A 13542-nucleotide genomic window follows, 5' to 3' on the forward strand; every position below is an offset into this window, starting at 1 on the left:
GTTTATCAGGTGTTCTGATAACTCACATTTTTGGACGGATTGGCCGTCTTGGGATTGAGATGCCCCATCAATAAAAACGCCACTATCGCTAATCTTGTTTGCCTGCACGGCAGTAGAAATAGCAGAATCACTGTTGTCATAATTTACTTTGCAGCCTTGGATAAAACTCATATTGCTGGCGAGACAGAAACAGATAACCCAACCCACTAATAATAGTGCGCTACGAGTTAGCTGATGTGTGTTTCGACTTGAGATCATATCTAAACTGCAGATGTCTTGTTATGGTAAACGTAGCAATACGACTTAACTAAAATAATAAAGTTCAATTTTTTTCTTAATGTCGATAATTTTCATGAATCAAAGCGATTGAGAATCGTAAAAATCATATACCAACAATCAGGGTCGGAAAGACAATCAGTATCGAAAAGACAATCGACATCAGCCATACCGCGGTCGAGCAGCGTGAACTAAGTAAACTCGGACCAAGACAATACATGCTCAAGAACAACGTACGACCTAACTCTCTGTTTTCTTGCTAGTATTAAACTCATGCTGTTTGTTTATGTATAAAAATTATTGATTGAATGACGAAGCTTGTTGATATGGGGATGAAATTAGAATGAGGCGATTACTTACTGCAATATTTTTCAGTTCAGCATTGTTACTCAGTTCAGTGCTATCAGGGTGCAGTAATTTTAGAAATCTATCGAATGAGATAGACGCAATTGATGCCTATACCGATCAGTACCAAATCATTTTGACCGAACCAGCGTCGGGCTCAGCCGTCGTTATTCAACAGATAAAAGATATCAATAAAAGCGAAGTTGATGGCTACGACGGCATAATAGATAGCGACAGTATTCAATTGCAGCTATCTAGAAAAATACACTACCTACTTGTCTTTGATGATAAAAACCAAGATTTAACCCTACAAGCTTACGAACCATTCAGTGTCGTTAATCTGCACGATCACCAAGACAATTCTACAGTAAGAATTTCACTCGCCATTGACGAAAACAAAGCGCCCAGAGCCTTTGTTAATCACTCACTGTCCTCTTTACTGAAAGTGGAATTGGATCTTGTCGATATAGGCACTGTTGTGAGTTTAACGGATCCGCCCTTTAAGCGAGAAAACGCTAAGCTCGGCATGTGGCAGCCAGTAACATTCTTTTTTGAAGGGAATGCTGGACTCTACTTTTTGTCGGAATACGACCCAACTAAAATCCCTATCCTATTTGTACATGGTATCAACGCAACCGCTTTAGATTTTGCTCCATTAATCGAAAAAATCGATCAATCTAAATACCAAATATGGGTATTCAACTACCCTTCTGGCTTATCTCTGGTTTTAAGTTCGAAAGGCTTAAATAACCTGCTGCATACCATAGTGACGGAATACAAGATCCAACAATTACACGTGGTGGCACACAGCATGGGTGGGCTTATCGTGACAAACAGTGTTCGTCAGTGCCAAATCGGGCAGTTGTGCAATTTTGTCAGTAGCATCACCACCATATCTTCCCCGTTTGGGGGTGTGGCATCTGCCAAGCAAGGAGTTGAATACTCCCCTATCGTGATGCCAGCCTGGGTAGATTTAAATCCAGACGGAAAATTTATCGCCGAGTTATTTGGTAGTAAAACTAAAAACCATACCCCGCACTTTTTAGCGTTTGGATACAATTCAGGGGAGTTATTTAATACCAACAGTAATGATGGCGTAATTGACCTATCAAGCCAGCTTTCGCGCCCAGCTCAATTAAACGCCGACCAAATTTTCGGGTACGACGAAAATCATTTAAGCATTTTGGATAACGACGACCTATTTGAAGATCTTTCTGAGTTTTGGTTGAGAACCGAACAAGGCTATAATGCCAATGAAAATAATTTTTAAGATTAATTGACTGCTGGTTGTCCACAATTGATATTGTTTATTTAGACACCACTACCACAGTAAATACTAACTCCTGTAGGAATGCGGACAGCACCGTTGGTTGCACAGCCAGATATATAAAGACAAAGAGCGGTTATTATTAGTTTTCTCATACAGAATAAAATCCTTTATGTAGAAACATTGTGTGTTTTGGACAACAGAAAATGCATTTCTACTCAAATAAAAAGAAATTTTTATTTATACACTTCATATAAACAACCAAACTCTACTTTTTACCATATTTATACAATGCGAGTATTAGTATTTTGCCAACGAAAACACTGGTGAATTTAGTCCTAAAGTCCAAGTTAATTAGCTTATCAAAAAGAAGGGGGGGGGGATCTATACCAATCCCTCTCCCAAAAATCTCTTTCTACTTACAAGCTCTCAATTGCCTTTTGCACTGCAGGGCCAATCTGGCGCTTACGAGAAGTGACGCCCTCCAAAGTCAGCATGTCACTTGTTGGTTCAGCATTGAAAGCCGATTTTTTAATCTCCTTAATTCACCTAAGTTCACTTATTTTTGCCCCTAATCATCCTCACCCTATATGTAGATTTTCGACGGGAAAATATAGACATAGCGAATCAACTCATGCCTCCTGCGCACTTGTCAAATACATTAAAACCGAACATATATGAACACTGAGTAATATTGCTAGGTAATGCTTGGTGGTGATATTGTAAGAAAATAATAATAGATATTTTTCAGACAGTTATTCGATTCGCAAATTCAATTATTTATAATGAATCACGCAGGAGTATTAAAGTGATACTAAATCATAATTTAGACTGGAGTATTGTTGGCGCTATACCAACTGGCCCTGGAACATTTGTAAGAGATGCCTTTCAATTACAATATGGCCAACCCACTAGAGAACTCCTTCCAGCTGGGACATCGATATATAAATTTAATGGTTATCCAACTTTAGGGCGAGGCGAAATTACAGATGAGACCACACTCTCACCATGGTGGTCACCAACCGACCCTTTCCAACATGATGCAGGACTAGAACAAAAGAAAAAAATTGCGCAGCGTAATGGCGTATCTCTTAGAGAATGGGGACGTTTGACCTCAGTTATCAAAGAGAACTGGAGTTCATTGGATTACTTATTGGAGATGAGACTAAAATCTCCGGTTTATGCTTGGTTTGGCGGTTTTAAAGGGATGGACCGTATTGATGCAGGCTCACAATCCAAAAGAAATACAGCTCTTGAAATGAGAGGTAATTCGCAAGGCCTACCTGGCGGAGCGACTCAATTCTATATTCCCAACTTAACCGTCGGCCATTTTATGTCTCACAAGTTTAGTAAGATGTGAGCCTGCTTAACGAATACAATTTCACTTTTGATTACTAACCAGTACCGGCCTAGCTCTTAGCACCGTTTATAGTAGTGGTTGACAATTCAAAGGAATACTTGAAGTTGGTTAGTGCTTATACCTAAAGGTATTACTGTCATCAACAATCTCAATTTTGACAGGCACAGTGCCTTGCTTAACGTTACCTATTTGTGCAAATGCCTTGTGAGAAAGGTCGATAACTCGGCCTTTTACGTAAGGGCCTCGATCGTTAATTTTCACATCGACCGACTTGCCATTGTCTGTATTGGTCACTCTCACGATCGTCCCAAAGGGCAAGGTTTTATGAGCCGCTGTGTAGGCATTCATGTTGTATGTCTCACCACTTGCTGTGAGTTTTCCATGGAATTTATCGCCATACCAAGAAGCTTTACCCACAAGAGCATGTGACTTGGCATAGTCCTTTGTTTTAGAACTGCCGACAGCCGACGTTGAGGTGCATCCAGCTAATATCATAAGAATAAGAGCGGTAAAGATGATATGTCGTTTTTTCATGTGATTTGGGAACGCTAATCTCTGCATGTATCTCTATTTTCGTTGTTGTTGGTTAGCAATATTGTGCTGAGTATAGTCACAACTCAATCAAGGCTACCATTCGGTATGATGGCGCAATGTTTTCATGAACAACGCTTTATTCCGTCATATTCATGAAAGGTTTTATCTTCAAAACGTCAACTTTAGCAACGCCTTAAATCTGTACCTTTCTTAATCACTTCATATAGATAAGTCACTCAACCAAACATCCAAACACAAAAAAAGGACTGATATCTCTACCAATCCTCTTTAGGGGGTGTTTCGGTTTTTCCACCTTATGCAAGGCAGGCGACACTATTACTCGTAATCAGTCGCGTAGGTGTCTTCGTATGTGTGCGAGTAAAATTCGAATAGGTTGCCAAACGGGTCTTCTAGGTAAACCATTTGTGCTTGTTTTAGTTCGTCTTCTGGGTGGTAACGCATGATGTCCATACGAACCTTACCGCCATACTCTTCAACACGCTTAATAGCTGAATGAAACTGCTCTTTTGGAAGTTGCAGACAGAAGTGGAAGATACCTAGGCGAGAGAAATCAACTTCGTGACGCTCTTGGCGATCTTTCATTTCGAACAGCTCAACACCAATACCATCAGAAGTTACTAGGTGTGCAATGTTGAAGCCTTTAAAGCCTTCACCGAACACAGCGATACACATACGGCCGATTGCTGATTCGCGCTCTTCCATCACTTTAGTGTTGTTCATTACGATTCTTAGACCCAGCGCTTTCGTGTAAAACTCGACTGCTTGATCCATGTCACCCACCATGATGCCTACGTGATTCATTTTCATAACTTACTCCAAATTCGTTTTTAATTCTGTGCGTTTCGAAGACTGGCTTCGATGTTTCGTTTCGATGGAGAGAGTATATGGAGATGTAACGATTAACTGAAATTATCATTAATTATATTAATGATAATTTTTTGTTATTTACAGATTTAGCATCAAATCCCAGCTCGCTTATAGAAGCCACGCCTGCCCTTGCCTACTTAGATACATAGATACATAGAGGCTTACGTGAATAGAGATAAGCCGAAATAGAGAACAACCTAAAGAGCATAGCTACTCAAATCGAGTATTGCTGAGGTTTGATAGCTTTTGTCGATAACTTTCTCCTTTCAAAGATAGGAATCACCTATTGAATCTATAGAAATGTCCGATTTCACTAATTTTCGGTGCGGATGCAATATATCTCCATCGACGCGGGATAGCGTTAAACACTACAAATTAGAAAGAGAGTCAAAACATGATCAACACAGAAATCAAACCATTCAACGCAACAGCATTCAAAAACGGCGAATTCGTAGAAATCACTGAGCAAGACGTTAAAGGCAAATGGGCTGTATTCTTCTTCTACCCAGCAGACTTCACATTTGTATGTCCAACTGAGCTAGTTGACCTACAAGACAAATACGCAGAACTTCAATCTCGTGGCGTAGAAGTTTACTCAGTATCAACTGACACTCACTTCTCTCACAAAGCATGGCACGATACTTCTGACAAAATCGGCACTATTGAATACTTCATGGTAGGCGACCAAACAGGCAACATCACAAATAACTTCAACGTTATGCGTGAAGGTCAAGGCCTTGCAGACCGTGCAACGTTCCTAATCGACCCTGAAGGCGTTATCCAAGCGATGGAAATCACAGCTGAAGGCATCGGCCGTGACGCAGAAGACCTACTACGCAAGGTTAAAGCGGCACAATACGTAGCGGCTAACCCAGGTGAAGTTTGCCCAGCTAAATGGAAAGAAGGCGAAGAGACTCTAGCTCCATCTCTAGACCTAGTAGGCAAGATTTAATCTAAGCCTAGCTAACAAGAATAGCTAAACGGTTCTACAGGCGCGCTTCGGCCCCCCTCCTAAAGGGCAGTTGCGCGCCACCCTTTCAAAACATCAACACCACAATATTTGCCGACTTGCGCCCCCTTTTTATTTTCCTTTTTCAGCAAGAAGGTATTGGTCAATACCAAAACACAGAATTTAAGAGCAGGCACGATTATGTTAGATCAAGCAATGAAGCAGCAGCTAAAAGCATACCTAGAAAACCTAAAAACCAATGTTCAGTTAGTCCTTAGCCTGGATGGGAGCGACACCGCGAACAAACTTCAAGATCTGGCGAACGATATCGCGTCTTTAACCGACAAAATTGAAGTGACTCGCGATGACAGCGCAAGCACTCGTAGCCCTATCATGCAGGTCGTGAACCAAGAGAAAGGCACCGCGATCGGTTTTGCCGGTTTGCCAATGGGTCACGAATTTACGTCACTGGTTCTAGCACTGCTTCATAGTGGTGGTCACCCTATCAAGCTTGAAGCGGACGTAATCGAGCAAATTAAAGAGCTCGATCAAGAGCTTAATGTAGAGATTTTTATCTCGCTCTCATGCCAAAACTGTCCAGAAGTGGTTCAAGCATTCAACATGATGTCGGCGATTAACCCTCTAATTAAGACAACGATGATCGATGGCGCAGCATTCCAAGATGAAGTGAAGTCTCGCGACATCATGGCAGTACCAAGTGTATTCGTTAATGGTGAGCTATTTGGTCAAGGCCGTATGTCACTGGCTGAAATCCTTAACAAGGTTGATTCAGGCGCAGCAGAAAAGAAAGCAGCAAACCTAAACCAACAAGCACCCTTTGATGTATTGGTTGTCGGCGGTGGCCCTGCTGGTTCTTCAGCGGCAATTTATGCAGCACGTAAAGGCATTCGCACTGGTGTGGTTGCTGACCGATTCGGTGGTCAAGTAATGGATACTATGGCGATTGAGAACTTTATCTCAGTGAAAGCGACCACCGGCCCTAAGTTAGTGGCAAGCCTTGAAGAGCACGTAAAAGAGTACGGTGTTGAAGTGATGACTGAGCAGCGCGCTGCAAACATCATTGCGGCAGAAGACACAGAAGACGGCTACATCCACGTTGAGCTAGAGAGCGGCGCAACACTGCGATCTCGCACGGTTATCACAAGTACCGGTGCTCGCTGGCGTGAAATGAACGTTCCGGGTGAGCAAGAGTACCGCAATAAAGGCGTCGCTTACTGCCCACACTGTGACGGTCCTTTATTCAAAGGTAAGAAAACAGCAGTTATTGGTGGTGGTAACTCAGGTATCGAAGCGGCAATTGATTTAGCGGGTATCGTTGAACACGTAACTGTACTTGAGTTTGCAGACACATTGCGTGCCGACCAAGTACTTATCGACAAAGCAAACGCAACACCAAACATCGAAATCATCAAGATGGCTCAAACGACGCAAGTAATTGGTGATGGCAACCGTGTAACCGGTCTGGAATACAAAGACCGCAACACCGATGAATTTAAACAGATAGAACTAGCAGGTATCTTTGTTCAAATCGGCCTGATGCCAAACAGCGAATGGTTGAAGGGTTCGAAAGTTGAGCTCTCACCACGCGGTGAAATTGAGATTAACGCTCATGGTGCAACATCGATGAAAGGTGTATTTGCAGCAGGCGATGTGACAACCGTACCTTACAAACAGATCATCATTGCGATGGGTGAAGGAGCAAAAGCAAGCTTAGGTGCATTTGACCACCTAATCCGTAACTCAGCTCCAGTTAAAGAGGCTGAAACCGCTTAACCTTTAAACTGAAAAGCTCAAAGCTTTTAACTCAAGTTCCTTAAATATTTGTTAACTTAATTCTTTACTGTTAACGACTTAGTCGACATTTAGACGCCACTCCTATGGATTTAGGAGTGGTTTTTTTCTTTGTGATTTATGCAGGTTGATAAAGCATGAAGGCGACCACCATCGCTAAGCTTCCACCCAAGCAACGGTTCACAAACATCATCTGTTTTGGTGATTGCAGCAATTTTTTAAGCATTGTGCCGCAATACGCCCACACCAACATGCACGGTACGCCTGTGATCACCATACCCGCGATAATGGTCACGACTTGAATCAAGTAATCGGCATTCGGGGTGATGAACTGTGAAAACACAGTTAATGACGCAATCCAACCTTTAGGGTTCAACACCTGCACCAACACGCCTGACATAAAGCCCGAGCGATTGTCGGTGGTGCTTTCTTCGATTTGCATATTCGCAATCGACCATGCCATCAACAGCAAATAAGCCGCACCCGCGTATTTCAAAATGTTGTATAGCTCTGGGTAAAGGGTAAATAGGCTCACCAAACCGACACTAGAACCCGCCAGTACGATGATGATGCCCACAGCGTTCCCAGAGATAAAAGGTAAAGTCGCAGCAAATCCATAACGACTTGAAATCCCAAGTAATGCGATATTGCCTGCCCCAGGGGTAATTGCTATTGATGTTGAAAATAGCAAGAACGCCAGCATTAATTGAGAGCTCATCTCCTCTCACTCCTAATAAGTAAAGTAATTATAGGGGGAGAGTTTACAGATTCGACTAGGAATTAAATTGCTATATAGGCTAATATTAACCCAAATTTGAGCAAGACTTTTCTAAAATAGCCATGAAACAGAAAGAATCCACCAAAGAAGTATTAGATGACACAGATATCGCCATCTTAGAACATATCCAGCAAGACGGACGCATGAGCAACAGCAAGCTCGCAGAGAAGGTCAACCTCAGCGAAACCCCATGCTGGCGTCGTTGGAAACGCATGGAAGAAACTGGCTATATCGATGGTTACGCCGCTAAACTGAATCGTAAGAAATTAGGCTTTCATGTGGCTGGTTTTACTCTTGTTACTTTAGGCAACCATGAAGTAGAAAACACAGAACCGTTCGAAGAGTTTGTCGCGGTAACCGATTGGATTCCAATGTGTCACTGCATTGCAGGGGGCGCCGATTACATGGTGCAAGTGTTGGCGAAAGATTTGGAAGAGTACTTTGAGCGTATTAGCTCGATCAGACGAGTAAAAGGCGTGAGTGCGATTCAGTCGAACATCTCGGTGAAAGAGTTGAAAAACAGCTATCGATTGCCGCTTTCAGATTAGCTCCCTAAAACACATCAAACAAAAAGCCCAGCCGCGATAGATGTCTGAAATCTAGAGCTCTGGGCTTAACGTTATTATTTACTGGGCTAACTGGCTTAGTTATTCACAAGGGTGAGCAAGATGGATCAAGGCTAAACCACCGAGTGACGTTTCACGATATTTCTTGTTCATGTCTTTACCCGTTTGATACATGGTCGCAATAACCTTATCTAACGAAATCAAAGATTTACTATTACGCTTCAAAGCCATGCGTGATGCGTTGATGGCTTTCATCGCGCCCATCGCATTTCGCTCAATACACGGCACTTGAACCAAGCCGCCAATTGGGTCACATGTCATACCCAATGAGTGTTCCATCGCGATTTCTGCCGCAATACAGATTTGCTCATTGCTGCCACCGCGTAGTGCCGTTAATCCAGCCGCCGCCATAGAAGACGACACCCCTACTTCACCTTGGCACCCGACTTCCGCACCCGAGATTGAAGCATTGGTTTTGTACAGAATACCAATCGCGCCCGATACCGCTAAGAAGTCTTTTAACTGCTTGGTATCCAACTCTTTAATGAAGCGATGGTAGTACATCAACACGGCAGGAATCACGCCCGCTGCACCATTGGTTGGTGATGTGACCACTTGGCCACCAGCCGCATTTTCTTCGCTAACCGCAAACGCAAACAAGTTAATCCAATCCATGATTTCCATTGGGTCGTTTTCAACTGCCGCATTTGCTTCGAGCTTCTTAAGCAAATTAGGCGCACGGCGTGTCACGTTCAAACCACCATCAAGAATGCCTTCGGTTTCAAAGCCACGCTCCATACAACGACTCATCACTCGCCAGATTTGATCCGCTTTCTCTGAAATAATGTCAGCGCCTTCGAACTCCGCTTCATTTTTTAGAATCATGCCACCGAGGCTCATCCCACTATTATCGGCTTGTTGCAGCATTTCATCGGCATTTTTGAATGGAAATGGGACTTCTACTGCTTGGGTTTGAGTGCCATTTTGCAGTTCGTCAGCAGTTGCGATAAAACCGCCGCCAATCGAATAATAAGTTTCATCGACAATCACGTTTCCACTCTGGTCGAACGCAGTAATCATCATGCCATTTTCATGCAGAGGCAGGTTGTCTTTGTGGAACAACATGTCGGTTTCGTAGTTGAAGGCAATATGCTTTGTGCCCGCTAAATCCATCTCACCACTGTCTACGGCATGACGCATTGCTTGGTTTGCACTGGTGATTTTGATGGTGTCTGGCTTATTACCGAGTAGCCCCAATATTGTTGCTCTGTCGGTGTGGTGACCTATGCCAGTCAATGACAAAGAACCGTATAAATCCACCTGAACACGCGTCACTTCAGCGATTTTATCAGCGATTAATTGTGTGAAATGGAAACCCGCAATCATTGGGCCGTTGGTGTGAGAGCTCGATGGCCCAACACCAATTTTGTAGATATCAAAGATCGATAACATAGATATACCAGTAAAAAATCGGTCAATTAAGAAAGAGCGGCATAAAGCCAATCAGGGATAACAGTACAAGCAGCAATCGTCACAACAGCGAACACCAACAAGCCATAATGACTCGCGGTAGGCTTTGCAAACAAATGCTTTTGCTTGGCTATAAATTCATTTTGTTGCTCGGTTACCTCTCCCCAGAAGCGGCTCACAACAACACCTAACACTAAGAAAACCACAGTGCCAATCAAGGCAAACCAAGGCCAAGCTATTCCGCTGTATTTGGCGATGAATACGACGGCCATACTGCCAATACTGCCCGCAATTACCCCCTTCTCGTTTGCTTGTTTGAAGAACAAACCCAAGATGAAAGAGCCAAGGCGAATACCGACAAAAATGGAGGTTAAGCTCGCAATCGTTTTAAGTACTGATTCATTAGAAACAGCCAGTAATGCAGGCACAACAACCGATGCTGCAGCAACCAGGCTCATTTTTCTAGCCACTGATTCATAGTGCGCGTCAGAGGCTTGCTTGCGGAAGAAGCGCTTATAGAAATCGAACGTTGCGACCGTCGCCATCGAGTTATAAGTGGAATCCAATGTCGACATTGCCGCAGCCGAAAGTGCTGAGATCACCAAACCAACAATGATTGGGTTGGTATGGTTAAACACAAAATCGAGAATCACTTCGTTGCTGTTTTCAAAACTGCTGTCTTGATAAAAGACACTTAACAGCACCCCCATCACAGCAAAGAACAGATAAACAAAGAATGCACCGTAGCCACAAAGCAACATCGACTTTTGCGCTGTTTTAACACACTTAGTCGCCAACGTTCTTTGAATAATCAGTTGGTTAGTACCATACACACTCAGGTGTAAGAAGCTCACAGCCACTACGCCGGCCCACAATGTGGTATCGACGCCTAAGTCAAAATCGAGATTGATGATATTCAAATGTTCAGGAGACAACATCTCGCCCGCATCGATTTTCATCAGCAATAAAACAAAGATCGCAATGCTGCCGATAATCAACACTGCTGACTGAAGCATGTCAGTCCAGATTACTGTCGAGATACCACCCGCATAGGTATACAACGCAGTAAATACGCTGATGTAGATGATCGCCTCAGAGATACTCACTGGCAGCACTTGCACTAAGATCAGGGCTACCGCATACAGAATAACCCCTGCCGAAATACACTGAACCACAATGAACACGATGGAATTGATCGTGCGAGCAACAACGCCAAAGCGGTGCTCTAGGTATTCGTAAATCGAGGTTAGGCCGAGCTTGTAAAACACCGGAACAAAGAAAAGCACAGTGAAAAAGATCACTATTGGATAGTTCAAATGTACGCTCATCGCTTCCATACCTGAGCTATAAACCCAGCCCGGCATGCCAACGAACGTCATTGCGCTGATGTAGGTTGCAAGAATCGACACACCTGCCGTAAACCAACCAAACTGTTTTCCACCAGTCGAAAAGTCGCCACCGACGCTATAGCGCCTATTAACTAAGTAGCTGATAAACAAAGTAGTTAGCACATAAAGAGCAATAACCACAAAACTTGAGTACGTAACCATTTTTAGATTCCGTTTATTGTATGTCGCAAATCATTCGCCGCCAATAGTACTCAAAAATGGATATTTTCCCTCAAAAACCCACAATAAGTGTGACTATTATCACTAAGATAGACGATTAAACACTCAAATCGCCCCACAAAGCACAAAAACTCAGTTAAATGAGATCAAGATCACTAAAATGCACAAAATGGGTGCGCACTCATTTTAAAATTGACTTTGATCACGGATCTAATAACCACAAAAATTCTATTATCTCTCCCGAAATGAAGACGGTGTGATGAAGCTAAATAATCAACACACAATAATTAAAACCAAAACCACCCTATATAAAATAAAGGTTTATCGGTCATGACCATTAAAAAACACATGAGCGAAGTTCCTATGATTCAAAGGGTAGCCGCATATCTAGCAATTCTAGTGGGTTACTTTTTTTATTGTTATAACTTTGTAATTATTGACTACGTACGCCCATACATCGTGGAAGAATATGCTGGTATTAGCCTTTCTGATACCGCTCAGTTCTACACTTGGCAGTCTGTTGGTGCTCTGATTGGTGCACTGAGCTGTGCATGGTTCGCAACCAAGTTCGGCAAAAAGTCCACGCTAGTAGCAATTACGGCACTAAACGGTGGTGCAACCATCATCAACATGATGTTTACCGACTACGCCACTTGGGCTGCAATGCGTTTCATCATTGGACTATCTTTAGGTGGTTACTTCACTGTAGCTGTATCTTTGATGATTGGCCTATTTACACCAACGGTTCGCGGTAAGTTGACTGCTTTTGCTTCTTCAATGTTCTCTGTTGCTTTAGTGGCAATGGGCGCTTATGCAGCCTTCATTACAAGTGTTGATGCACCTTGGCAGAGCCTAATGTGGGTAGGTGGTATTCCACCGCTTGTAGCAGCAGCGTTAATGATCTTTGTATTACCAAGCGACAAAACAGTGATCGCCTACGGTGAAGAAGATCAACAAACAACAACCAATGCAGCTGGTGAAGTAACCGAAGCTAAAAAAGGTTCTTGGGGTGAGATGTTAAGCAAGCCTTACCGCAAAATTACGATTACTTGTTTACTTCTTTCTGGTCTTAACTTCTACGGATTCCAATTCTTCGGTGGCTTTGTAACTACCTACCTGAAAGATGTTCGTATGTTTGATGGTGCAACCATCGGTTTGATCTTCTCTATCTCAGCATTTGGTTCACTTTTCGGTGCTTGGTTCTGGGGATGGGCAGCAGATAAGTACGGTCGTAAGATCAACGCGTTCGGCTTCATCCTCGCAGGTATCATGGTTTCTATCTTCTTTGTCGCACCTGGCGACATGATGATTGGCGGCCTAAACATGCTGGCTCTTCTAGGTCTTATCTACAACTTCGGCCTGTCTGCTTCTGCAGTATGGGGCGGTTACTTCTCTGAATTGTTCCCAGCACGCTTGCGTAGCTATGGTGCAGCTTTATTCCATGGCGGTCGTATTATCGGCATGTGGGCACCAATGGTTCTTATCTTCATCCAAGAGCGTACCGACCTACAAACAGCAATGTGGGGCTCACCAATCGTATGGATTATCGCCGGCCTACTATGGCTAACACTGCCTGAAACTCTAAAAGGTGGCGTCTTCGATAAGAGCAAAAAAGCTGAAGCAGCAAAAGCTTAATTCGACACTCATACGCTGAAGTTTAAATACGAAAAGTTTAAAGCCGGCTGATAAGTCAGCCGGTAACAAAATCCAAATCGAGTCCTGTTCCGAA

General features: G+C 43.1%; 11 protein-coding genes and 1 pseudogene. 6 read left to right on the plus strand and 6 right to left on the minus strand.

What is annotated here, in order from left to right; genetic code table 11:
* Window positions 1-619: 619 nt before the first annotated feature.
* On the plus strand, window positions 620-1891 hold the full coding sequence (locus AB6D07_RS00825) for an alpha/beta fold hydrolase (protein WP_017104139.1): 1272 nt from the start codon (window positions 620-622) through the stop codon (window positions 1889-1891).
* Between the two features lie 416 nt (window positions 1892-2307).
* Here the strand turns inward: AB6D07_RS00825 and AB6D07_RS00830 are convergent.
* Window positions 2308-2427, minus strand: a pseudogene (locus AB6D07_RS00830) (manganese-dependent inorganic pyrophosphatase); the annotation flags it as partial.
* Between the two features lie 269 nt (window positions 2428-2696).
* Here AB6D07_RS00830 and AB6D07_RS00835 point away from each other — a divergent pair.
* Window positions 2697-3248, plus strand: coding sequence for a hypothetical protein (locus AB6D07_RS00835; protein ID WP_009847203.1), 552 nt, complete (start codon window positions 2697-2699; stop codon window positions 3246-3248).
* Between the two features lie 108 nt (window positions 3249-3356).
* Here the strand turns inward: AB6D07_RS00835 and AB6D07_RS00840 are convergent, their stop codons facing one another.
* Together AB6D07_RS00840 and AB6D07_RS00845 are read right to left on the minus strand one after the other, a co-directional pair.
* Entirely contained in the window at window positions 3357-3809 is a 453-nt protein-coding gene (locus AB6D07_RS00840) for a septal ring lytic transglycosylase RlpA family protein (RefSeq protein WP_009847204.1), read from the minus strand.
* Window positions 3810-4118: 309 nt separating this feature from the next.
* Window positions 4119-4610, minus strand: coding sequence for a VOC family protein (locus tag AB6D07_RS00845; RefSeq protein ID WP_029223140.1), 492 nt, complete (start codon window positions 4608-4610; stop codon window positions 4119-4121).
* A gap of 454 nt (window positions 4611-5064) precedes the next feature.
* Here AB6D07_RS00845 and ahpC point away from each other — a divergent pair, with 454 nt between their 5' ends.
* A complete protein-coding gene (gene ahpC / locus AB6D07_RS00850; protein WP_016798107.1) occupies window positions 5065-5622 on the plus strand; it encodes an alkyl hydroperoxide reductase subunit C in 558 nt (185 codons plus the stop codon).
* Window positions 5623-5820: 198 nt separating this feature from the next.
* Window positions 5821-7413 (plus strand): alkyl hydroperoxide reductase subunit F, encoded by a 1593-nt coding sequence (gene ahpF, locus AB6D07_RS00855; protein WP_372043872.1) that lies wholly within the window; start codon window positions 5821-5823, stop codon window positions 7411-7413.
* Window positions 7414-7549: 136 nt separating this feature from the next.
* On the opposite strand, the gene AB6D07_RS00860 is transcribed toward ahpF, so the two are convergent.
* Window positions 7550-8149 carry a LysE family translocator gene (locus tag AB6D07_RS00860; protein WP_017104141.1) on the minus strand — a complete coding sequence of 200 codons (600 nt, stop codon included), beginning with the start codon at window positions 8147-8149 and terminating at the stop codon, window positions 7550-7552.
* A gap of 122 nt (window positions 8150-8271) precedes the next feature.
* Here AB6D07_RS00860 and AB6D07_RS00865 point away from each other — a divergent pair, with 122 nt between their 5' ends.
* Window positions 8272-8757: an Lrp/AsnC family transcriptional regulator gene (locus AB6D07_RS00865; protein ID WP_017065258.1), complete on the plus strand. Its 486-nt coding sequence runs from the start codon at window positions 8272-8274 to the stop codon at window positions 8755-8757.
* Between the two features lie 99 nt (window positions 8758-8856).
* Here AB6D07_RS00865 and AB6D07_RS00870 read toward each other — a convergent pair whose 3' ends face one another.
* Window positions 8857-10227 carry an L-serine ammonia-lyase gene (locus tag AB6D07_RS00870; protein ID WP_017104142.1) on the minus strand — a complete coding sequence of 457 codons (1371 nt, stop codon included), beginning with the start codon at window positions 10225-10227 and terminating at the stop codon, window positions 8857-8859.
* Window positions 10228-10253: 26 nt separating this feature from the next.
* Window positions 10254-11795: a sodium:solute symporter family transporter gene (locus tag AB6D07_RS00875; protein WP_017104143.1), complete on the minus strand. Its 1542-nt coding sequence runs from the start codon at window positions 11793-11795 to the stop codon at window positions 10254-10256.
* Window positions 11796-12143: 348 nt separating this feature from the next.
* Here AB6D07_RS00875 and AB6D07_RS00880 point away from each other — a divergent pair, with 348 nt between their 5' ends.
* Window positions 12144-13448, plus strand: coding sequence for an MFS transporter (locus tag AB6D07_RS00880; RefSeq protein WP_017104144.1), 1305 nt, complete (start codon window positions 12144-12146; stop codon window positions 13446-13448).
* Window positions 13449-13542: the final 94 nt, after the last annotated feature.

The organism is Vibrio sp. 10N.239.312.C11 (genome assembly GCF_041466065.1).
Taxonomy (GTDB): Bacteria; Pseudomonadota; Gammaproteobacteria; order Enterobacterales; family Vibrionaceae; genus Vibrio; species Vibrio tasmaniensis_A.